This is a genomic window from Corynebacterium sp. KPL2895 (assembly GCF_040225815.1).
GTDB classification, from domain to species: domain Bacteria; phylum Actinomycetota; class Actinomycetes; order Mycobacteriales; family Mycobacteriaceae; genus Corynebacterium; species Corynebacterium rhinophilum.
Genome location: NZ_JBEHFY010000011.1, coordinates 53,807 through 74,466 on the forward strand (window position 1 = coordinate 53,807; position 20,660 = coordinate 74,466).

21 protein-coding genes are annotated in these 20,660 nt (G+C 60.2%); 5 read left to right on the forward strand and 16 right to left on the reverse strand.

Annotation, left to right across the window (positions count from 1 at the left end; genetic code table 11):
- Nucleotides 1-6: 6 nt before the first annotated feature.
- From ABRP95_RS06565 to clpS, 6 genes are all read right to left on the reverse strand, one after another.
- A complete protein-coding gene (locus ABRP95_RS06565; protein ID WP_284785554.1) occupies nucleotides 7-768 on the reverse strand; it encodes an MBL fold metallo-hydrolase in 762 nt (253 codons plus the stop codon).
- A 72-nt stretch (nucleotides 769-840) separates the two neighbouring features.
- Nucleotides 841-1,620, reverse strand: a complete 780-nt coding sequence (gene murI / locus ABRP95_RS06570) for a glutamate racemase (RefSeq protein ID WP_284785553.1) — start codon at nucleotides 1,618-1,620, stop codon at nucleotides 841-843.
- Entirely contained in the window at nucleotides 1,620-2,252 is a 633-nt protein-coding gene (locus ABRP95_RS06575) for a rhomboid family intramembrane serine protease (protein WP_349839122.1), read from the reverse strand. The genes murI and ABRP95_RS06575 overlap by 1 nt, the downstream gene beginning before the upstream one ends.
- A 13-nt stretch (nucleotides 2,253-2,265) precedes the next feature.
- Nucleotides 2,266-3,180, reverse strand: coding sequence for a P1 family peptidase (locus tag ABRP95_RS06580; RefSeq protein ID WP_284785550.1), 915 nt, complete (start codon nucleotides 3,178-3,180; stop codon nucleotides 2,266-2,268).
- Nucleotides 3,180-3,716: a DUF2017 domain-containing protein gene (locus ABRP95_RS06585; RefSeq protein ID WP_284783340.1), complete on the reverse strand. Its 537-nt coding sequence runs from the start codon at nucleotides 3,714-3,716 to the stop codon at nucleotides 3,180-3,182. Before ABRP95_RS06585 ends, ABRP95_RS06580 begins: the two co-directional genes overlap by 1 nt.
- A 4-nt stretch (nucleotides 3,717-3,720) precedes the next feature.
- Complete coding sequence (clpS, locus tag ABRP95_RS06590) at nucleotides 3,721-4,020, reverse strand: ATP-dependent Clp protease adapter ClpS (protein ID WP_034654354.1); 300 nt, start codon at nucleotides 4,018-4,020, stop codon at nucleotides 3,721-3,723.
- A gap of 143 nt (nucleotides 4,021-4,163) precedes the next feature.
- Here clpS and ABRP95_RS06595 point away from each other — a divergent pair, with 143 nt between their 5' ends.
- Nucleotides 4,164-5,492: a nicotinate phosphoribosyltransferase gene (locus ABRP95_RS06595; protein ID WP_284783339.1), complete on the forward strand. Its 1,329-nt coding sequence runs from the start codon at nucleotides 4,164-4,166 to the stop codon at nucleotides 5,490-5,492.
- 18 nt (nucleotides 5,493-5,510) lie between these two features.
- On the forward strand, nucleotides 5,511-7,472 hold the full coding sequence (locus tag ABRP95_RS06600) for an ATP-dependent DNA helicase (protein ID WP_349839123.1): 1,962 nt from the start codon (nucleotides 5,511-5,513) through the stop codon (nucleotides 7,470-7,472).
- Here the strand turns inward: ABRP95_RS06600 and ABRP95_RS06605 are convergent.
- The 4 genes from ABRP95_RS06605 to nrdF form a co-directional block, all read right to left on the reverse strand.
- A complete protein-coding gene (locus tag ABRP95_RS06605; RefSeq protein WP_284783334.1) occupies nucleotides 7,438-8,160 on the reverse strand; it encodes a peptidyl-tRNA hydrolase in 723 nt (240 codons plus the stop codon). The two genes, ABRP95_RS06600 and ABRP95_RS06605, sit on opposite strands and share 35 nt — an antisense overlap.
- Complete coding sequence (gene serB / locus ABRP95_RS06610; protein ID WP_349839124.1) at nucleotides 8,153-9,274, reverse strand: phosphoserine phosphatase SerB; 1,122 nt, start codon at nucleotides 9,272-9,274, stop codon at nucleotides 8,153-8,155. Before serB ends, ABRP95_RS06605 begins: the two co-directional genes overlap by 8 nt.
- 81 nt (nucleotides 9,275-9,355) lie before the next feature.
- On the reverse strand, nucleotides 9,356-11,050 hold the full coding sequence (ctaD, locus tag ABRP95_RS06615; RefSeq protein ID WP_284771047.1) for an aa3-type cytochrome oxidase subunit I: 1,695 nt from the start codon (nucleotides 11,048-11,050) through the stop codon (nucleotides 9,356-9,358).
- 329 nt (nucleotides 11,051-11,379) lie between these two features.
- Nucleotides 11,380-12,369, reverse strand: a complete 990-nt coding sequence (nrdF, locus tag ABRP95_RS06620) for a class 1b ribonucleoside-diphosphate reductase subunit beta (protein ID WP_239269910.1) — start codon at nucleotides 12,367-12,369, stop codon at nucleotides 11,380-11,382.
- Nucleotides 12,370-12,499: 130 nt separating this feature from the next.
- Between nrdF and ABRP95_RS06625 the strand changes: the two genes are divergently transcribed.
- Nucleotides 12,500-13,186: a FadR/GntR family transcriptional regulator gene (locus tag ABRP95_RS06625; protein ID WP_349839125.1), complete on the forward strand. Its 687-nt coding sequence runs from the start codon at nucleotides 12,500-12,502 to the stop codon at nucleotides 13,184-13,186.
- Here the strand turns inward: ABRP95_RS06625 and nrdE are convergent.
- The 5 genes from nrdE to ABRP95_RS06650 all read right to left on the reverse strand — a co-directional run bounded on the left by nrdE (nucleotide 13,183) and on the right by ABRP95_RS06650 (nucleotide 18,064).
- Nucleotides 13,183-15,345 carry a class 1b ribonucleoside-diphosphate reductase subunit alpha gene (gene nrdE / locus ABRP95_RS06630; RefSeq protein ID WP_284771045.1) on the reverse strand — a complete coding sequence of 721 codons (2,163 nt, stop codon included), beginning with the start codon at nucleotides 15,343-15,345 and terminating at the stop codon, nucleotides 13,183-13,185. The genes ABRP95_RS06625 and nrdE overlap by 4 nt on opposite strands.
- 54 nt (nucleotides 15,346-15,399) lie before the next feature.
- On the reverse strand, nucleotides 15,400-15,831 hold the full coding sequence (gene nrdI / locus ABRP95_RS06635; protein WP_284771044.1) for a class Ib ribonucleoside-diphosphate reductase assembly flavoprotein NrdI: 432 nt from the start codon (nucleotides 15,829-15,831) through the stop codon (nucleotides 15,400-15,402).
- A 24-nt stretch (nucleotides 15,832-15,855) separates the two neighbouring features.
- Complete coding sequence (gene nrdH, locus ABRP95_RS06640; RefSeq protein ID WP_284771043.1) at nucleotides 15,856-16,095, reverse strand: glutaredoxin-like protein NrdH; 240 nt, start codon at nucleotides 16,093-16,095, stop codon at nucleotides 15,856-15,858.
- Between the two features lie 369 nt (nucleotides 16,096-16,464).
- The gene (gene ykgO / locus ABRP95_RS06645; protein ID WP_003847162.1) at nucleotides 16,465-16,587 is read right to left on the reverse strand and encodes a type B 50S ribosomal protein L36; all 123 of its coding nucleotides are present in this window, start codon (nucleotides 16,585-16,587) and stop codon (nucleotides 16,465-16,467) included.
- A gap of 127 nt (nucleotides 16,588-16,714) precedes the next feature.
- Nucleotides 16,715-18,064: a sugar porter family MFS transporter gene (locus tag ABRP95_RS06650; RefSeq protein ID WP_284771042.1), complete on the reverse strand. Its 1,350-nt coding sequence runs from the start codon at nucleotides 18,062-18,064 to the stop codon at nucleotides 16,715-16,717.
- A gap of 27 nt (nucleotides 18,065-18,091) precedes the next feature.
- Between ABRP95_RS06650 and nadE the strand changes: the two genes are divergently transcribed.
- Entirely contained in the window at nucleotides 18,092-18,913 is an 822-nt protein-coding gene (nadE, locus tag ABRP95_RS06655) for an NAD(+) synthase (protein WP_284771041.1), read from the forward strand.
- On the opposite strand, the gene ABRP95_RS06660 is transcribed toward nadE, so the two are convergent.
- On the reverse strand, nucleotides 18,910-19,647 hold the full coding sequence (locus tag ABRP95_RS06660; RefSeq protein ID WP_349839126.1) for a fructosamine kinase family protein: 738 nt from the start codon (nucleotides 19,645-19,647) through the stop codon (nucleotides 18,910-18,912). The genes nadE and ABRP95_RS06660 overlap by 4 nt on opposite strands.
- A 167-nt stretch (nucleotides 19,648-19,814) precedes the next feature.
- Between ABRP95_RS06660 and ABRP95_RS06665 the strand changes: the two genes are divergently transcribed.
- The gene (locus ABRP95_RS06665) at nucleotides 19,815-20,660 is read left to right on the forward strand and encodes a GDSL-type esterase/lipase family protein (RefSeq protein WP_284771039.1); all 846 of its coding nucleotides are present in this window, start codon (nucleotides 19,815-19,817) and stop codon (nucleotides 20,658-20,660) included.

The window sequence follows — 20,660 nt, forward strand, 5'->3', positions numbered from 1 at the left end:
CGTAACTTAGAACTGCATGCCCGCAGTACCCAGCACGATCTCGCCGTCGAATTCCTCCCGCGCCGCCGCCACGGTGGCCTCCGCATCGCCCCAGGGCTGGATGTGGATTAACACCAGCGTACGAACGCCGGCTTCCCGCGCCGCGCGCCCCGCTTCCGCGCCCGACATATGCATGCCGGGTGCCATGCCCTCGGAGGAAGCACCCCAGGTGGCCTCGCAGAGGAAGAGATCGGCGTCCCGGGCGGCATCGACAAGTGCGGGCGTATAGGACGTATCGCCGGAATAGGTAATGATCTTGCCGGTCTTCGCGTGCTCGATGCGCAGCGCATAGGCCTCTACCGGGTGATTAACGGGGAAGGGGGTGATAAAGACGTCATCGACAAGCTGGCGCTCCCCTGCCACCCATGGGCTAAACGCCAAGGTATCGGACATATCGTCGATCCCATCCACTTCGTCCGAAGACAGGCGGCCCAAGTGCGTCGGCGTGGCAGACGGGCCGAAGCAGAAGTTGCGCGAGGCGGCCGGGGCGATGGGATGGAAGCGGCGCCACACCATGAGGGAGGGAAAATCCGCGCAGTGATCCGCGTGCAGGTGGCTAAAGGCCACGTGGGCATCGCACGGATCCTGCAGTTTAGCTAGCTGGCCCAGCGTGCCCGATCCCATATCCAGGATGATTGACGGTGCATTATCGAAGGACACGACATAGCCGGAGGCAGGATTGTCTGCGGTGGGTACGCTACCGGAGCAGCCTAGGATGGTCAGCTTCATGGAACCAATAGTTCCATGAATCCGGCCCAAATGCTGGTACCGCGCGCAAAAGGGGGAGGAATTTCGGCCGTCTTAGCCGATCTGCGGACCCAAAAAGCGCGTAGCCAGCTGGGCAAAAACCTCAGGATCGCCGGTGGATTCGAAGGAATGGACCGGTTGGTTACCCTCTGGGGCGAGCATGTCCGTTTCCGTGAGCAGGCGCATGACGTCCTTCGTGGTCTCCTCCGAGGAGGTCACCAGGGAAACGTTTTCGCCCATGGCGAGCTGGATAATTCCGGTAAGTAGCGGGTAGTGCGTACAACCCAGCACCAAGGTGTCCACACCCTGGGCCTGCAGGGGCGCGAGGTAGCCCTCGGCGACGCCGAGGATCTGGCGGCCCGCGGTAATCCCGCACTCGACAAAGGGCACGAAGTCCGGGCAGGCGGTGGCTACCGCCTCAACATTGGGGTTGAGCGCGAAAAGGTCCTGGTATGCACCGGATTTAATGGTGCCCTCAGTGCCGATGACACCGATTTTGCCATTGCGCGTGGTGGACATGGCGCGGCGCACGGCCGGGTGGATGACCTCTACGATGGGGATATCGTAGCGCTCGCGGGCATCGTGCAAGAATGCCGCGGTGGCGGTATTACAGGCGATGACTAGCATCTTGCAACCGCGTTCTACCAGCTTATCGGCGATGTCCTGGGAAAAAGCGCGCACCTGCGAGATGGGCCGCGGCCCGTAGGGGCCGTGGGCGGTATCGCCCATATATATAACGGATTCTTGCGGTAGCTGCTCCATCACCGCGCGGGCCACGGTCAGCCCGCCGACGCCCGAGTCAAAGATGCCGATGGGAGATGATGCGTTAGGCATTATTTCCTCCCTGCCTTTGCCGGATCATCGGAGGTGATGAACATGCCGGCCAGTACGCCGCCCAGGGCGCCGAAGAGGTGGCCTTGCCAGCTAATGCCCTCCGCGACGGGCAGCACGCCCCAAATCAATCCGGAATAGGAAAAGCCCAGGATAATGCCCAAGAGGATCTGCAGCAGGGAGCGATTGAATACGCCGCGCACCACGAGGTAGGCCAGCCAGCCATAAACCAGCCCAGACGCGCCGATATGCGAGGTTCCGGCCCCGCCCAGGAACCACGTGCCAAAGCCCGCTACCACGGTGGTGATCAAGGTGACCTCCCACCACACCCGGCGTCCAGACAAACCGATCAGGAAGCAAAACAGGGCGCCCGGCAGAGAGTTGGACATCAAGTGCTCCAGGTTGCCGTGCAGCAACGGCGCCGTGATAATGCCCCACAGGCCATCCACGTCGAATGGGCGGATGCCGTAGTTAGACAGCCCGCCGCCGAAGACGACGGCGTTAATCAGGTGGACCGACCACTCCACCGCCAGGAACCCCAATGCCAGGGTTAGGCCGGTGCTGATGCGGCCGCGGCCGCGGTTGGTCGTACTTGTCGGCGCCGGCTGATTACGCGAAGTTCCACCCATAGTCATAATGGGCAATATCTTAGCCGAGCAAGTCGCGATACGCGCGAAGCCCCAGGCCAGGGCGCGCGGCGGTGACCGCGGTGACGATGGCTTCCTCCACCACGTCGGCAGCCGCCGCGCACAGCTGGACCATATCCACCTCACCCGGTTCCTGCGCCGTCGACAAGGCGAAAATGGTATCGCCATCCAGCGGTGAATGCGCGGGGCGAACGGCGCGCGCAATGCCATCGTGGGCCGTCATGGCGAGGCGTTGGGCCTGGGCGGTGGTTACGGGGGCATCGGTAAGCACGGCGCCAATCGTCGTATTCAGCTTCGCCGCAGGGTGCGGCAGGTCGCGGTAGGCGTCCGCGTTGACCGGCGTGCGGCCCGGCGCGCCGTAGAGGCGGCCTGTGTGCGGGTCGATGACCTCGCCCACGGGATTGGCCACCATTGCGGCGCTGACCTCGTAGTTTCCCACTTTGCGGGTAGCCAGGCCGAAGCCGCCGCGCAGCTTACCCGCCGTGGCGCCGACGCCCGCGCCGACAGTGCCAACCGTCTCGTCGTGGCCGGCCATGGCCGCCCGCAGCGCCGCCGCGCCGTCTTCCGGTCCGGGGCGAGAGGGGCCCGCCAGCAGATCGAAAATCACCGCCGCAGGCACGATGGGCACGCGCGGGCCGGGCTTATCCTCGCCAAAGACGGGGAAACCGACCCCGTGCGCTTCCAATTCGCGCATGACGCCATCCGCAGCGGCCAGGCCAAAGGCGGACCCTCCCGCAAGCACGATGGCGTGGACGCGTTCCACGGTATTGTGCGGCTGCAACAGATCGGTCTCGCGCGTGCCTGGCCCGCCGCCACGCACATCCACGCTGGCTAGCGCACCCTTCGGCCCGCAGTACAGCACAGTGGCGCCGGTATCTTCGCCGGAAAAATGGCCGATGCTAATTCCGTCAATCATTAATCCATCAACACTTCCAGCAAGGAATCCTGGCAATAGGCCAGCCATTCCACCAAGGTATCGCGGTCCGTCATGAGGTTTTCGTCGGTCGCGTCCCCGGCCGCGACGTATAAGCGCAGGTCATTGAGCCCCGCCACGAAGGCCTGGGCTTCCTGCTCCGAAATGGAGACCTCTACCCCGCCGGTGGGGCCGAGCGCATTGCCGATGACCTGCAGGTTCCGCAGCTTGGCCCGCGCGATGTCATTTTCGTGCAGCGAGCGCAAAAGGGAGGCATCGCCGTCGTATTCCTCATCGCCAGGCTTTTGGAAGTCTGGGAATAACCGCGCCAAAGAGGGATCCTCTGGGGCTTCGGTATGGCCGGTGGGCATGTCCAGCATTTCCGCCAGCTCGTCTTTCGGTGCGGACTGGGCGCGGCCGATGATCGCTTCAGAGACAGTGGCGGTGAGGTTGCCAATGACCTCGCGCTCCATGGGCTCGAATACCGCCGTGATTTTGGGCCCGCGCATGAGCGATTTCTTCTTTTTCCACGGTTTCATCTATCTACCCTGCCTGTTGCATCGTCGCCCACAGACCCGCGATCTGGAGCTTTTTTACGTCCGCCTCGACCTTGTCCTTCTCGCCGCTGGACACGGCGGCTTTGCCTTCTGTGTGGACCTGCATCATCAGTTCGTTGGCCCGCTTTTTGTCGTAGCCCAAAACGGTTTGGAATACGTAGGACACGTAGCTCATCAGGTTGACGGGATCGTCCCAAACGATGCACATCCACGGCAGGTTCTCGCTCGCGGCCACATCAACTTCGATTCCTTCATCCAAGTCGGGCGTGGCCATGGGAGAGCTCATACGGACTTCGGGGTGTTGCGGCTTCATGCCTTATAGCCTAATCATTTTTCGCTGGCATTTTGGGCATAGGGTCGCCCCGCAGCTCACCAAGGTGGTGGCTAGGCATGCTGAAAGCTTCTTAAGCTGTGAGTAGTATCAGGCTCATGAATGACATAGCACGCCCTATCGATCGCTCCACCGCCTTGCTCACGGATAAATACGAGCTCACCATGCTGCAAGCCGCGCTTCGCGATGGCACCGCCCACCGCAACGTGACCTGCGAGGTCTTTTCCCGCCGCCTGCCCAATGAGCGTCGCTACGGCGTCGTCGCCGGCACAGACCGCGTGCTGCGCGCCGTGGAAGATTTCCGCTTCTCCCCTGAGCAGCTAGAACAGATGGATTTCCTGGATGAAGATACCCGTCAGTACCTGCGCGACTGGCGCTTTTCCGGGCAGATCGATGGCTACCGCGAGGGCGAGCTGTACTTTCCCAACTCACCCATTTTGACGGTGCGCGGCACCTTTGGTGAGTGCGTGGTGCTAGAAACCATCGTGCTGTCCATCTTGAATGCCGATTCCGCCGTCGCCTCTGCCGCATCCCGCATGGTCACTGCCGCCGACGGCCGTCCCATTTTGGAGATGGGTAGCCGCCGCACCCACGAGTACGCCGCTGTGACCGCCGCTCGCGCCGCCTACCTCGCCGGTTTTACCGCCACCTCCAATTTGGAGGCAGGCTTCCGCTACGGCATCCCGGTATCTGGCACCGCCGCCCACGCCTGGACCTTGGCGCACACGAACCCGGATGGCACGAGCAATGAGGAGGCGGCCTTCCGCGCGCAAATCGATACCCTGGGCATCGATACCACCCTGCTGGTGGATACGTATGACATCACCAAGGGCGTCGAAACCGCGGTCAAGGTCGGCGGACCAGAGCTTGGCGGGGTGCGCATCGATTCCGGTGACCTAGGCGCGGTGACCCGCCGCGTGCGCAAGCAGCTCGATGAGCTGGGCAATCACAATACCAATATCGTGGTTTCCTCCGATTTGGATGAGTTCGCCATCGCGGGCCTGCGCGGTGATCCCGTTGATGTCTACGGCGTAGGTACCTCCGTGGTCACCGGCTCAGGTGCCCCAACCGCGGGCATGGTCTACAAGGTCGTTGAGGTTGACGGCGTGCCGGTGGCCAAGCGCTCGTCGTCCAAGCAATCGGTGGGCGGGGCAAAGCGCGCGCTGCGCACCTACCGGTCTTCCGGCGTGGCGGTCGAGGAAGTCGTCTACCCCTTTGCCGCAGACGCGCCGGATACAGGCCAGCTCACCACCCGCGAATTGACCATTCCCTTGATGCGCGATGGGCACATCGTGGAGGATCTGCCGGATTTGGAGGCCTCTCGCACCTACTTGGACGAGGCCCGCAAGACCCTGCCGTGGGAGGGACTGGCGCTTTCGCGCGATGACGCCGCCGTGCCCACGCGAATGGTGGGCTTTAAGGACTAGGTCGCTAGACTGTGTGGGGTGAGTGACCCCGCAGATGAGCCCCTAAACCACGACACGGAAACGCTGCTAAGCGCGGCGGTGGACGCGCTCGGCGGCTCCCGCCGCGAGGGCCAGGTTCGCATGGCCAACGCGGTATCTAAGGCCTTAGAAAAGGAGCGCCACCTCGCCGTCCAGGCGGGCACGGGTACGGGTAAATCCCTGGCCTACCTGGTTCCGGCCATCCGGCATGCGATGAACTCGGGTTCCACCGTCGTCTCCACGGCCACGCTGGCGCTGCAGCGCCAGTTGGTGGAGCGCGACCTCCCGCGGCTAACGGAGGCGCTAGCCGATGTCATGGAGCGCACCCCCACCTTCGCCATCATGAAGGGCCGCAATAATTACGTATGCCTGAATAAGATTGCGGCTACCCCGGATGACCCGGAGGCTCTTATCGATGAATCCGATATCTCCTACCGCGGCAAGGCCGTGCGCCGCATCCACGACTGGGCGCAGGAGACCGAGACCGGCGACAGGGACGATTTAGAGCCCGGCGTTCCGGATCTGGTGTGGCGGGCGGTATCGGTGACCTCAAATGAATGCTTGGGAGCCGGGCGCTGCCCGCATGGTGCGGATTGCTTCGCCGAAGAGGCCCGCAGGGCTGCTGCCGATGTCGATATCATCGTCACCAACCACGCCATGCTCGCCATCGATGCCATCTCTGAGGCCAGTATCCTGCCCGAACATGATGTGGCGATCATCGATGAGGCACACGAGCTCGATGGGCGCATTACCTCCGTTTCCACCGCGGAGATTACCTCCCGCGCCATTAAAATGGCGGCGAACCGCGCAAAGTCACTGGGCAATGCCGGAAACCTAGCGGAGTTGGCCGATGAATTCGATGATCTGCTGCGCGTCCAGGAGCCCGGCCGGTGGACGGATTTGGATGAGACCTCCCAGGCGCACTTGCGCGCGCTTGCCGATGAGTTCTTGCGCGTTAAATCCCTCATCTCCCGCGCCCCAGAAGGCGAGGCCAACGATGACCCCGAAAAGAACGCCGAGCGCCAAAATTTAAGTAATCACCTCACGGACTTGGCCGAGGCGATCCGGCGGATCCTGGAAGTCTTCGCCACCGACGACCCCGCCGCGCAAGACGATGTGGTGTGGCTGGAAGGCACCGATACCCTCGCCGTCGCGCCGCTGTCTATCGCGCACATGCTGCGCGAGAACCTATTTGGGGAGCAAACGGTGGTGCTTACCTCGGCCACGCTGGCGCTGGGCGGGCGTTTCGACGCCATGGCGGCACAATGGGGCCTGCCGTCCGGTACGTATGACACGCTCGATGCAGGAACGCCCTTTGACCCGGCGAAGGCCGGCATCTTGTATACCGCGAAACACCTCCCCGCGCCGGGGCGGGATGGCCTGTCCTCCGAAACCTTGGAAGAAATATACGAGCTCATCATGGCCGCCGGCGGGCGCACGCTGGGGTTATTCTCCTCGCGCCGGGCGGCGGAAGAGGCCGCGGAGGCCCTGGCGCCGCGTTTGCCGTTTGACCTGTATGTGCAGGGCGAAGATGCCATCGGCACGCTGGTAGATAAGTTCTCCACGAAGGAGAACTCCTGTCTCTTTGGCACCTTGACGCTTTGGCAAGGCGTGGATGTGCCGGGGCCATCGTGCTCGCTAGTCCTCATTGACCGCATCCCCTTTCCGCGACCCGATAACCCACTGCTGCAGGCCCGCTCCCAGGCAGCCGACGCCGCCGGCCGCTCCGGGTTCATGGAGGTCTCCGCCAATCACGCGGCGCTCCTCATGGCGCAGGGATCCGGGCGGCTTTTGCGCCACGTAACGGACCGTGGGGTCGTCGCCGTGCTGGATAACCGGCTGGAATACAAGCGCTACGGCGCATTCCTCAAGGCATCCATGCCGCGGTTCTGGCAAACCACGAACCCAGAAACGGTGCGCGGTGCCCTTAAGCGATTGGTCGCCGCAGCGCACACACGGTAGCCGAATCCGGGGCGATCTCAGTAAACCCGGCATCGATGATGACTACCGCGTCCTCCTGCGCGCAGGCGGTGCGAAATGTCTCTGCGTCCGCCTCGCGGACAGAGAGCGGAAAACCTTCTGCCGCCCAAGCCGCAGCCTCCTCTTGGCTCATGGCGGCGGCGAGCATCATCGAGCCGTGGCCCACTTGGGCGGCGGCCTTGCCCGCGGTCATGGCGAGGCTGCGGTCGACGTAGATAATGGGGGCATCGGCAAGCGGAGGCCCTGACTCGTCCATCGCGAGGTCGGTGTGGCCGATCTGCAGCTTGCTAATGAGCGGGTCCACCTCCCCCACCGCTGAAGGTGCAAAGGCACGCGCGCGGTCATCCACGGTGACACCAGGCAGCAGCTGCACATCGCGCCACGCCTTATTGCGCGCCCGGCGGGCAATCTTGCGGATGCGGTGGCCGTACCACTGCGCGAGCGCCGCGGCGAAGGCACCGTCCTCGCCGGCGCGGTCATCTAGACAGGCGGCCACCACGGCGCGGGCGGCCGCGGTAAGCACCTCGCTGCGCGCCGGGGGATCCTGCTTGGGGAGGTGGAGGGCTATCTGCATCGCCTGCACGGTCGACGGATCCGCGGGGTCCTCGTGGGAATCCCGAGCGGTACAGGCGGCAACGAGGCGTTGGTGCGCTATCTCGAACTTAGACATTGGCAATTCCCAACATCGGTAGGACGGCGTCGAGGCGGCGCGGTGTGATGCAGGCATCGGCGGCCTCGCGCAGCGCCGGCTTCGCATCAAAAGCGACGCCCAGCCCGGCGGCGGTGACCATGGCGATGTCATTGGCGCCATCGCCCACCGCAACGGTGGACTCCATCCCGATTCCGGAATCCGCGGCGAATTCGCGCAGAAAGTCTTCCTTGGCCTGGCGGTCGACCACCTTCCCAATGACCTTACCGGTCAGCTTGCCATCGCGGATTTCCAGAGTATTGGCCCGCACGTAGTCGAGCTGGAGGTCTGTGGCCAAGCCCTCGAGCACCTGAATAAAGCCACCCGAGACCACGGCGGTGCGGTGGCCCAGACGGTGGAGGGGTCCGATCGCTTCCTTAGCGCCGGGTGTCAGCTCGATATCGCGGGCGACCTCATCGATAATCGAGGCATCCAGGCCCTCCAGCACCGCGACGCGCTCGCGCAGGGACTCCTCAAAGTCCAATTCGCCGCGCATGGCGCGCTCGGTTACGGCGGCCACTTCTGCTTCCTTGCCTGCGTGGGCGGCGAGCATCTCGATGACCTCACCTTCAATCAGGGTCGAATCGCAGTCGAAGCACACCAAACGCTTGCCGCGATGGCCTAGGCCCTCGAGGGAGATATCGATACCGCGTTCAGCGGCAATCTCCCGCAGAGCCCGCCGCGCCGCGGCGGCATCTTCTAGTGCCACGGTAAGTTCCACGGCGAAAAGGGAATCCAGCGCTATCCGGCGCATGCGGACCGTCTCCCCATTCACGGCGCTCTGCACCGCGCTAATATCCCCCGCGTTTATCTCCTCACCAATAATGGCAACAGCATAGCTTTGTGCAATAGACACCTCATGCTCGAACGGCGCCATGGCCTCGCGCACGCGATCCCCTAGTGCTGCGGTATCGGTGCTGGACAGATCGCACTGCGCGGTGAGGGCGAGGTGGTTGGAGGCGGTGGCGAGGTGGACATCGGCAAGCGGGACGGGAAAATCAGCCAACGCAGTAAAGAAAGCGGCGGCCGCTCCGGGAGCGTCTGGTCCGAGACTAGTAATGGTCGTGGTGTCAGCTTGAGTATTCACAACGACCATTATCCCACACGCGCCAAAGCCGCCCTCCCTACCTCTAAGAGGCTGGGGAAGGCGGCTGTAGTCAGGAGTTAAAGTGCGGCCTTAGTGCTTGCCCACGTGAGCTTCCTCGCGCATGCGCTCAACCATGTGCGGGTAGTGCAGCTCGAATGCCGGACGCTCGGAACGGATGCGTGGCAAGGAGGTGAAGTTGTGGCCCGGAGGCGGGCAGGAGGTTGCCCACTCCAGAGAGTTGCCGTAGCCCCATGGGTCATCCACGGTAACGACCTCACCGTAGCGCCAGGACTTGAAGACGTTCCAGACCAGCGGGATAACGGAAGCGCCGAGGACGAAGGAGAAGATGGTGGAAATCTGGTTGAAGACCGTGAAGCCATCGGACTCCAGGTAGTCGGCGTAGCGACGCGGCATACCCATGTTGCCGACCCAGTGCTGAATCAGGAAGGTGCCGTGGAAGCCGATGAAGGTCAGCCAGAAGTGAATCTTGCCCAAGCGCTCGTCCAGCATGCGGCCGGTCATCTTCGGGAACCAGAAGTACAGGCCACCGAAGGCGGAGAACACAACCGTACCGAACAGGGTGTAGTGGAAGTGCGCAATCAGGAAGTAGGACTCAGCCAAGTGGAAGTCCAGCGCCGGAGAAGCGAGCATAACACCGGTCATACCACCGAAAAGGAAGGTAGCCATGAAGCCCATGACCCAAATCATCGGGGTATCCCAGGTGATGTGGCCCTTCCACATGGTGCCGACCCAGTTGAAGAACTTCACACCGGTAGGCACCGCAATAAGGAACGTCATGAACGAGAAGAACGGCAGCAGGATGGCGCCGGTGACGAACAGGTGGTGTGCCCACACGGCCATGGACAGCGAGCCGATGGCCAGAATGGCGAAGACCAAGCCGATGTAGCCGAAGACCGGCTTGCGGGAGAAGACCGGAACGATTTCGGAGACAACGCCGAAGAACGGCAGTGCGAGGACGTAGACCTCAGGGTGGCCGAAGAACCAAAACAGGTGCTGCCACAGGATGGCACCGCCGTTAGCTGAATCGTAGATGTGGCCGCCCAGCTTGCGGTCATACAGCACGCCCAAGGCGGCTGCGGTCAGCAGCGGGAAGATCATCAGCACGATGGCGGAGGCGGTGAAGATGCCCCAGCAGAAGACCGGCATGCGGAACATGGTCATGCCCGGTGCGCGCAGGGTCAAGATGGTGGTGATCATGTTGATGGCGGAGGCAATGGTACCGACACCGGTAGCGCCCACACCGACGATCCACATATCGGCGCCGATGCCGGGGGTGTGTACGCCATCGGCAAGCGGCATGTACATGGTCCAGCCGAAGTCAGCCGCACCACCAGGAGTGATAAAGCCCAGCAGCATGACGACACCGCCGAGCAGGGTTACCCAGAAACCAAAGGAGTTCAGACGTGGGAAGGCCACGTCCGGCGCGCCGATCTGCAGAGGCAGGATGTAGTTACCAAAGCCCCAAACAACTGGCGTAGCGAACAGCAGCAGCATCACGGTGCCGTGCATAGTGAACAGCTGGTTGAACTGCTCATTGGACAGGAACTGCAGACCCGGGGTGAAAAGCTCCGCACGGATCAGCAATGCCATAAAGCCACCAAGGAAGAAGAAGCTGAAGGCCATGATCAAGTACATGATGCCGAGCTGCTTGTGGTCGGTGGTGGTTAAAAATACCCAAGCCTTTGAACCGGTCTTTTCCCTACCGGTTGGCTCTGGACGTGTGGGAGCGACGTAATCGTCGACCCGTGGCGCCACAGCGGTCATAGAATCCTCCTGAATAACAAAGTGTCAGCGGACTGGGTCCACCTACACCTAGGTTTACTTCGATTATATTAGGACATTTTCCCCCGTTCTTGCCAGCTTCTCTTAATGGTCCTCCAGCTTGGGGGTATTCCCTCAATAACCACAACCGTCACATACCCCCTGCACGTGGGGCGGGCACGATTTAAGGTTTAAATTCTTTAGGGCAGGCAGGGGTGTCATATGTCACAACGCCTGCGAGATGTGCAGGTCAAAAACCGAAAAACGCACCCCCGCTCGTTATCAACCTTTCGGTTGAGTCCGAAGCGAAGGTGCGCGGGGACTAAGAACGGCTAGAAGTCCCAGTCATCGTCCGTGGTGTCCTCGGCCTTGCCAATGACATAGGACGAACCCGAGCCCGAGAAGAAGTCGTGGTTCTCGTCGGCGTTGGGAGAAAGAGAGGACAGGATAGCCGGCGAGACGCGGGTCTCATCGGCTGGGAAGAGGCCCTCAAAGCCCAAGTTATTCAGGGCCTTATTGGCGTTATAGCGCAAGAAGCGCTTGACGTCTTCGGTCCAGCCCAGCTCGTCGTAGAGGTCCTCGGTGTAGTCGATCTCGTTGTCATAGAGCTCAAAGGCCAGATCAAAGGTGTAGTCCTTCAATTCTTCCTGGCGCTTTTCATCCAGCTTCTTGTATTCCTGCTGGAACTTATAGCCAATGTAATACCCGTGCACGGCCTCATCGCGGATGATCAGGCGGATGATATCGGCAGTATTGGTCAGCTTCGCCCGGGAAGAGAAGTACATCGGCAGATAGAAGCCGGAGTAGAACAAGAAGGACTCCAGCAGCGTAGAGGCCACCTTCTTCTTCAACGGATCATCACCGTTGTAGTAGGCCAAGATGATCTTCGCCTTCTTCTGCAGGTTCTCGTTTTCCTCGGACCAGCGGAAGGCATCATTGATCATCGGGGTGGAAGCCAAGGTCATAAAGATATTGGAATAGGACTTGGCGTGCACCGACTCCATGAAGGCGATATTGGTATACACCGCCTCCTCGTGCAGGGTCTGCGAATCCGGAAGCAGGGAGATCGCACCGACCGTGCCCTGGATGGTATCCAGCAACGTCAGGCCAGTAAAGACCCGCATGGTGGTTTCTTTTTCCTTTTCCGTCAGCGTCTTCCAGCTGGGGAGATCATTAGAGACTGGGACCTTTTCCGGGAGCCAGAAGTTACCGGTCAACCGCTCCCATACCTCGAGGTCTTTGTCATCGGGGATGGTATTCCAGTTGATAGCTTTTACCGGGCTGTCATGACTAGCAACGTAGTCATCGTATTCGTGCGACACGCGATGTCACTCCAATGCTTCACTGTGTAGAATTTCGAGTCCCAGCATACCCAATGCCAACCCGCATCATCCCGCCGCACCGCACCTATAATAAAAGCGCAGTACACAGCCAGGAAAGGACGCCCGCGCCATGGCAGAAACCACTCCCCTTTTAGGCCCTGTAGTAGACCAGCTGGGCACGGATATCGTCAGCGGGGAAATGGCGGAGGGCACGCGGTTTCGCCTTGGGGACATCGAAAAGCGCTTTGGCATCTCCCGCACCGTAGCGCGCGAGGCCATGCGTACCCTCGAGCATCTGGGGATGGTTTCCTCCGGGCGCCGAGTGGGGCTCAAGGTGCTGCCGCGCAGCAGTTGGGCGGTCTATGATCCCGCCGTTATTTCGTGGCGGCTGGCGCACGATAAGACGCACGCGGAACAGGTGGCGCGACTCAACGAGCTGCGCCTTGGTATCGAGCCGGTGGCGGCGCAGCTTGCCGCGCGCAATGCCAGCCCACAGCAGCGCCGCGAATTGCTGCGACTGGCGGGCCGGCTCAGCGAGCTCGAGACCACCCCTTCCCCCCGGGTAGGCGAAGAACTCGAAACCGACCTGCAATTTCATACCCTTATCTTGGAGGCCTCCGGCAATGAGATGATCGCGGCGCTGGCACCGGCGTTGCTGACTATCTTGAAGGGCAAATCCGTTTTTGGCTCCCGCAAACGGGATCCAATTCGCGGCACCACTCAGCTACATATGGATTTAGCGCGGGAGATTGACGCCGGCGAGGCCGAAGCCGCCGAGCGCACCTCCCGCGCTATCCTGGACCGCGCCCGCGCTTAGAGCATGCAGGAAACGCAGCCCTCGATCTCGGTGCCTTCCAGCGCCATCTGGCGCACGCGGATGTAGTACAAGGTCTTAATGCCCTTGCGCCAAGCGTAAATCTGCGCCTTATTCACATCGCGGGTGGTAGCGGTGTCCTTGAAGAACAGCGTCAGCGATAGCCCCTGGTCCACGTACTTGGTGGCCTCAGCATAGGTATCAACGATCTTCTCGTAACCAATTTCGTACGAGTCCTTGAAGTACTCCAAGTTGTCGTTATCCATATGCGCAGCCGGGTAGTATACGCGGCCGATCTTGCCTTCCTTGCGGATTTCAATCTTGGAGGCAATCGGGTGAATGGACGAGGTGGAATTGTTGATATAGGAAATCGAGCCCGTCGGCGGCACCGCCTGCAGGTTGCGGTTGTAGAGGCCGTGCTTGGCAACGTCCTCCTTCAACTCCGCCCAGTCCTCTGCGGTGGGAGTGTAGATGGAGGAGGCATCGAAAAGAGCCTTGACCTTCTCCGTGCGCGGCTGGAACTCCGCCGGATCGTAGGAGTCAAAGAACTCGCCACTGGCGTAATCGGATTCGGGGAACTCGGTAAAGGTCGTGCCGCGCTCGCGGGCAATCTTATTGGAGGCGCGCAGGGCTGCGTACATGATGGCGGCGAAGTAGGCGTTGGTGAAGTCCAACCCCTCCTCGGATCCGTACTCGATGTTCTCGCGACCCAAGTAACCGTGCAGGTTCATCTGGCCCAAGCCGATGGCGTGTGAGTCATCGTTGCCCTTGCGCACGGATGGAACGGAATCGATGGAGGTCTTATCCGCCACCGAGGTCAGCCCCCGAATCGCGGTCTCCACCGTTTGGGAGAAGTCCGGCGAGTCCATGGTCATGGCGATATTCAGCGAACCCAGGTTGCAGGAAATATCGTTGCCCACCTGGTCATAAGAAAGATCCGCGTTGAGCTCGGAAGCGGAGTTGACCTGCAATATCTCCGAGCACAGGTTGGACATATTGATGCGGGAGGTCTTGACCGGGTTGGCGCGGTTTACCGTATCTTCATACATGATGTACGGGTAGCCGGACTCGAACTGCAGCTCCGCCACGGTTTGGAAGAAGTGGCGCGCGTTGATCTTCTTCTTCCGGATGCGCGGATCCTCCACCATTTCTTCGTAATGCTCGGTAACGGAGATATCGCCGAAGGCCTTGCCGTAGACGCGCTCGACGTCGTACGGCGAGAACAGGTACATGTCGTCGTTGTTCTTGGCCAGCTCGAAGGTGATATCCGGGATCACCACGCCCAAGGACAGGGTCTTAATGCGGATCTTTTCATCCGCGTTCTCGCGCTTGGTGTCGAGGAAGTTCATGATGTCCGGGTGGTGGGCGTTGAGGTACACCGCGCCCGCACCCTGGCGCGCACCGAGCTGGTTAGCGTAGGAGAATGCATCCTCCAGCATCTTCATCACAGGGATGACGCCAGAAGACTGGTTCTCAATGTGCTTAATCGGCGCGCCGGATTCGCGGATATTGGACAGCAGCAGGGCCACGCCGCCGCCGCGCTTGGACAGTTGCAGCGCGGAGTTGATGGAACGACCGATGGATTCCATATTGTCTTCGATGCGGAGCAGGAAGCAGGAAACCAATTCGCCGCGCTGCTGCTTGCCGGCATTCAGGAAGGTTGGCGTAGCCGGCTGGAAGCGGCCGGTCATGATCTCATCGACGAGGCGCTCTGCCAGCTCACCATCGCCATCACCAAGGAAAAGCGCCGTCATGGAGACGCGGTCCTCAAAGCGCTCCAGGTACCGGCGGCCGTCGAAGGTCTTCAGCGTATAGCTGGTGTAGTACTTATAGGCGCCAAGGAAGGACTTGAAGCGGAACTTATAAGAGTAGGCGCGCTTGAATAGGGACTTGATGAACTCGAAGTCATAAGCCTCAATGACCGCTGGGTCATAGTACTTATTGCGCACCAGGTAATCGATCTTCTCTTCCAAGTCGTGGAAGTAGACCGTGTTCTGATTAACGTGCTGCAAGAAGAACTGATTGGCGGCCTCGCGGTCCTTATCAAATTGAATCTTGCCGTCTCCGTCGTAGAGATTCAGCATTGCGTTGAGCGCGTGGTAATCCAGCTGCTCTTCCTGCGATACTGGCTCTGCTACGGTCTTTCCCAATTGCGTACTCACAGCTGACGCGACCTTTCTTAAAATCAGGATTCTATTAGGTGTGTCGCACCGCGGCTAGGCTGCCCCATCCAGTCCCAACTGGGAAGCATTAGCCAGCAGGCCTTCGCGACAAATTTTTATATCTTCATCGTTTCCGAGCAATTCGAAACGATATACATAGGGCACCTTACATTTGGCGCTGATGACGTCACCAGCCTTGCCAAAATCGGCGCCGAAGTTGCTATTTCCTCCGGCGATAACCGCCCGAATAAAACTGCGGTTGTGCTCATTATTAAGGAATCTAATTACCTGCACCGGTACGGGCCGGGAGTTTTGGTGGCTAATGGAAGCTCCTCCGCCGTAGGTGGGACACACCAAGACGAAAGGCTCGTTGACCACTAGCGGCTCATCGGTGCGGCGCAGGGGGATTCGCGCGCTAGGGAAACCTAGCTTCTGCACGAACCGGTGCGTATTTTCCGTAGTAGAGGAAAAATACACGACCAACATGACGGCACCTCCCTCCTCGGCTACTTACGCAGAGGCGGCTAGCTCGGCAAGGTTCTTGATGCGGTCGGGGCGGAAGCCGGACCAGTGCCCGCCGTTGGCTTCTACGACGGGTGCTTGGACGTAGCCCAGAGCCATAATGTAGTCACGGGCCTCATCGTCCACGGTGACATCTACCACGTTGTAATCCAGACCCGCGCGGTCAAGGGCCTTCTTGGTGGCATTGCACTGAACGCAAGCAGGCTTGGTGTAGACGGTGATAGACATAATAACTCCCTAAAATCCTTTTGCGAGATAGCTTTTGCTCGTAGAAAGCGGAGGTTCTGACCCCTTTTCAGGCCACTTCCTGCACCGCTCTGAGCGACACCAACGACACTATACTTTGGGGGAATTGACCGCAACTAACACAACATATAGTAGTTACACCCATGATATTCCCAGGAGGGCCAGGGGCGAGACCCCACATGTTGACCGCCCCGGCACCCAACCGTGAAACTACACGCCTGACATTCCTGCGGGTTTACCTTCTATTCACCTAAACATGTGGCAAAGTTCACATTCTGGCGTCGAAGCGTAGAAATAAAAAATCCGCCCCGCTCCAAATTCTCGGAGGAGGCGGACTTTCTTAAGTTTCAATTAGCCCTGACGGGCCTTGAAACGGGGATCCTTCTTGTTGATCACGAAGACCTTACCGTGGCGGCGAATAACCTGGGCGCCCGGCTTCTTCTTCAGCGACCGAAGGGACTTACGGACCTTCATCGGGCGCTCCTTTCGTTATGCGCAATCTACATGCGGTTGAGTAAATAAAGCACGGACTGGGAATCCCCAGCCATGACACGAGGAATAATTTTACCTCACGCGGCCATTAAGACCAAAACACTAGGACTTAATGGGGTGCGGATTCCCGCGAGTAGCGGGATTTCATCTCCTCGCCTACCTCATCCAGGCTACGTCCCATGGTCTCTGGTACCAAAATGCGGGTGTAGCCGATGGCGATGAGCCCCAGCACGCCAAAGACTCCAAAGGCCACCGGGCCGGTGAGCCACTCCACCAGCGGCAGGAAGTACTGGGCCACGGCCCAGTTGGTGGCCCACAGCGAGAGCCCGGCGATGCCCATGCCCAAGCCGCGTACCTGCAGGGGCACGAGCTCCGAGATGAGCAGCCAGGTCGTCGGCGAGACCGCTGCTTGCTGGAAGGCAATGAACGAGGCCATGAATACCAGTGAGACCATCGCCATCGTGGTGGAATCGGCTGCGTGCGAGTACGCCACGGACAAGATGAATAGCGAAATCACGTTGCCGGTCAGGCCGATAAGCAGCAGGCGCTTGCGGCCAATACGGTCGACCACCTTGAGGCCCACCCAGCAGGCGATGACGGAGACCACACCAATGACAATCGAGGTATAGACCGAGTTGGTGGTGGAAATTCCTACCTGGCTCATCATGGTGGGCGCGAAGTAGACGATGGCATTAACGCCAGTAATCTGCTGGGTCAGGCCCATCAGCATGGCGAGCAATACCGTCACTTGCATCCAGCGATTGGCCTTCAGCGCCTTCCACTCGGAGCCGCTGGAACGACGCGCCGTCTCCTGGGAGGTAAGCTCCGCCAGATCCATCCCGGCGCGGCTTGCGACCTCGCGGGCCCGCGACATCTTATTGTGCGTGGCCAACCAGACTGGGGTTTCTGGCAAGAAGATCATCCCCACAGCCAGGGCCGCACCCGGTACGGCCGCAAGTCCCAGCATCCATTCCCAGCTTTCAGTGGGCGCGAGGGCCGAGTTCACCAGGTAGGCCAGCAACTGGCCTACCACGATCAACAGGGTATTCAGGGAGACCATGCGTCCGCGGATCTTGGCTGGCACCATCTCCGAGATATACATGGGCGAAACAATGGATACCGCACCGACGGCAAAGCCCAGGAAGGTACGGGCCGTGGCTAGCATGGTCACCGAGCCCGCCAGTGCACACCAGATGGAGCCCAAAACAAAGATGATGCCGCCGGCAATCAGCGTAAAGCGGCGGCCAAACCGGTCCGCAATGCGGCCTGCGGTCAAAGCACCTACCGCGGCACCTACCAGCAGCATGGAGGTCACCCACCCCTCTTGGTGGGCTGTCATATTAAATTCCGGGGTGATATACAGCAAAGCACCGGACATCACGCCGGTGTCGTATCCAAATAATAAACCGCCAAGGGCGGCAATTGCTGCAACTACCTTGACATAACTTTCTTTATTCACAGCACGCAATTGTGTCAGGAGACTACGATGAACGTCATGTCACCCGATGCCGAAAACTTGCAACAATCCATCATAAAACAGCTGGATGTACGCCCCTTTATCGATCCAGAAGAGGAAGTTGCCCGCCGCGTAGATTTCCTCGTGGAATACTTGGAACTGACCCGTGCCAAAGGCTACGTGCTAGGCATTTCCGGCGGCCAGGATTCCACCTTGGCGGGAAAGCTCGCCCAGATGGCAGTAGAGCGGGTAGAAGGCGCCGATTTTTGGGCCGTACGCCTGCCCCACGGCACGCAGGCCGATGAGGACGATGCCCAGATCGCCCTTGATTTCATCCACCCCGATCACCGGGTCACCGTTGATATTCAGCCGGCCACCGCGGCGCTGAGCCAAGAAGTGGCGCGCGCGGTGAACCAAGATTCCTTGAATGATTTCAATCGCGGCAATGCCAAGGCGCGCCTGCGCATGACCGCGCAATATGCCATCGCCGGCGAGGTGGGCGCGCTGGTTGTAGGTACGGATCACGCAGCCGAAAACGTCACCGCGTTCTATACCAAGTGGGGCGATGGCGCAGCGGATCTCCTCCCTTTGGCCGGGCTAAATAAGCGCCAAGGCGCGGCATTGCTCAAGCACTTAGGTGCGCCAGAGTCCACGTGGTCCAAGGTCCCTACCGCGGATTTGGAAGACGATAAACCGCAGCTTCCCGATGAAGAGGCGCTCGGCGTCACCTACGCCCACATCGATGACTACTTAGAGGGCAAGGCGGTTCCCGATGCCTCCCGCGAACGCATCGAAACCTTGTGGCACCGAGGTGGCCATAAGCGCCAGATGCCACAGGGTCCAACCAGCTAAGCCAGCGCCTCTAGCGTGGCGAGCGCCGCGCGCTCTAGCGGCCGGTTATACGCCGAGCCGTGGGTGAGCGCGTGTACTGCCAGTGGGTGCAGTTGGTGCATGGGAATCCAGGTCTCAATATCCTGCGGCGCCCCATAGCCGCGGAAGATTTCCTCTATATAGGGCGCGCCGAATAGCGCCAACATGCCCAAATCCGTGTGGGGATGTCCGCCGTGAGCGGCGGGGTCGATCATGATGCCACCCTGGGCATCGAAAAGCAGGTTGCCCGCCCACAGGTCACCGTGGATGCGTGCGGGGGCCACATCCCAGCTGCGGGCGGCGATCGCATCGCAAGCGCGCTTAACCAAGTCCCTTTGCGCGGTACTTATTCCGGTCGGCTCCGCAAAGGGCAGCACGCGCTGCTGGGCATAGAATTCACCCCAGTTATCGGTGGGCGTGCACTCCTGCTCGATGGTGCCGATGAAGTTTTTGCCTTCCCACCCCTCCGGCGCACTGCCAAAGGCCGGCGCCCCAGCGCGGTGCACGCGCGCGAGCTCTGCACCAAATTTTCGCGCGGCCTCTGAAGTGGGCACTACCTCGTTGATGCGTTCTGTAACGATTTCCTTGTCGTCGGCGCTAATTACTGTGGCTACCGCATCCGTGGCTTCACCCAACCACCGGAGGCCGGCAGCCTCAGCACCAGCTTGGTCTTTATCGCTTACTTGCTTCGCAAAGGTCTGCATATTGACCAGCATAACCGCTTCAGTAGCACACCAGGTTAGGACGGAAAAGTGATTACATATCCCACACCCTAATTGACAGCTTTTACCATTTAGTTTATTGGCCTACGGCGCACTAAGATGCTGCATATAAAGCATTTACCGAATGGTAAATTGTCTCTCTCGAATTGAAAAGGATAACTATGATCGGAATTAACAGTATTAAAAAGAAGATCGCCGGTGGTCTCCTCGCACTTGGTGCCGCCTTGACGATGGCCCAGTCTGCCAACGCAGCAGAGCCCCACGGAAAGGAAATGGTCACTTTCGGCGACTCTTTTTCCGCTAACGGCGGCGCCCCTGGGGACCGCGCAGCAGTCAGCCCCTTCTCTATCCCTGGTATTCCAGTCCACACGTGTGGCAATGACACCCACAACTGGCCACACCAAACCGCCCGGAATCTCGGCCACAGCCTTGCGGACTACACATGCAACGGAACCAGTTATTGGGTAGCTGCCCACGTCGAACACGCGATCCGTACCGGAAATATCGGCCCCGATACGAAAGAAGTCGCCTTCATGTATGGCGGCTTACAGCCTGGCTCCTATGTCGATGCACTGGCTAACGCCGCCGCCCCAAATATCCCTAAGGGCTCAACCTACCGCGGATTACTGACCGCACAATTCGATAAAATTCGGTCCGTCGCCCCGAATGCCCGCATCACAATGGTCAACTACATCCCGATGACGGTTAATGACACCCTCTGTGTGATCAATGACGACCGGATGCAGCTGCCACTGTCCATCCCTGGTGTTACTGGCGCCGAAGAAGAGTTCAACCGCGAAATCGGACGTGCCGCAGACTCCCTTGGCGTGAACTTCATCGATCTACACAACCAAGCGAAAACGCACGATCCTTGCCAGCCGGATACCAACCACCGGTGGGCTGTCATTGCTAAGACCCCCACGGCTCCTTCCGTGATGCCTATGCACCCAACTGATGTAGGGCACACAGGAATGGCAGGTATTATTACCAATGGTCTAAGGAACTAG

Coding starts and splice junctions, on each gene's coding strand:
- ABRP95_RS06565 (WP_284785554.1), bottom strand. CDS start 768: ATGAAGCTGACCATCCTAGGCTGCTCCGGTAGCGTACCCACCGCAGAC.
- murI (WP_284785553.1), bottom strand. CDS start 1,620: ATGCCTAACGCATCATCTCCCATCGGCATCTTTGACTCGGGCGTCGGC.
- ABRP95_RS06575 (WP_349839122.1), bottom strand. CDS start 2,252: ATGACTATGGGTGGAACTTCGCGTAATCAGCCGGCGCCGACAAGTACG.
- ABRP95_RS06580 (WP_284785550.1), bottom strand. CDS start 3,180: ATGATTGACGGAATTAGCATCGGCCATTTTTCCGGCGAAGATACCGGC.
- ABRP95_RS06585 (WP_284783340.1), bottom strand. CDS start 3,716: ATGAAACCGTGGAAAAAGAAGAAATCGCTCATGCGCGGGCCCAAAATC.
- clpS (WP_034654354.1), bottom strand. CDS start 4,020: ATGAGCTCTCCCATGGCCACGCCCGACTTGGATGAAGGAATCGAAGTT.
- ABRP95_RS06595 (WP_284783339.1), top strand. CDS start 4,164: ATGAATGACATAGCACGCCCTATCGATCGCTCCACCGCCTTGCTCACG.
- ABRP95_RS06605 (WP_284783334.1), bottom strand. CDS start 8,160: ATGTCTAAGTTCGAGATAGCGCACCAACGCCTCGTTGCCGCCTGTACC.
- serB (WP_349839124.1), bottom strand. CDS start 9,274: ATGGTCGTTGTGAATACTCAAGCTGACACCACGACCATTACTAGTCTC.
- ctaD (WP_284771047.1), bottom strand. CDS start 11,050: ATGACCGCTGTGGCGCCACGGGTCGACGATTACGTCGCTCCCACACGT.
- ABRP95_RS06625 (WP_349839125.1), top strand. CDS start 12,500: ATGGCAGAAACCACTCCCCTTTTAGGCCCTGTAGTAGACCAGCTGGGC.
- nrdI (WP_284771044.1), bottom strand. CDS start 15,831: ATGTTGGTCGTGTATTTTTCCTCTACTACGGAAAATACGCACCGGTTC.
- nrdH (WP_284771043.1), bottom strand. CDS start 16,095: ATGTCTATCACCGTCTACACCAAGCCTGCTTGCGTTCAGTGCAATGCC.
- ykgO (WP_003847162.1), bottom strand. CDS start 16,587: ATGAAGGTCCGTAAGTCCCTTCGGTCGCTGAAGAAGAAGCCGGGCGCC.
- nadE (WP_284771041.1), top strand. CDS start 18,092: ATGAACGTCATGTCACCCGATGCCGAAAACTTGCAACAATCCATCATA.
- ABRP95_RS06660 (WP_349839126.1), bottom strand. CDS start 19,647: ATGCTGGTCAATATGCAGACCTTTGCGAAGCAAGTAAGCGATAAAGAC.
- ABRP95_RS06665 (WP_284771039.1), top strand. CDS start 19,815: ATGATCGGAATTAACAGTATTAAAAAGAAGATCGCCGGTGGTCTCCTC.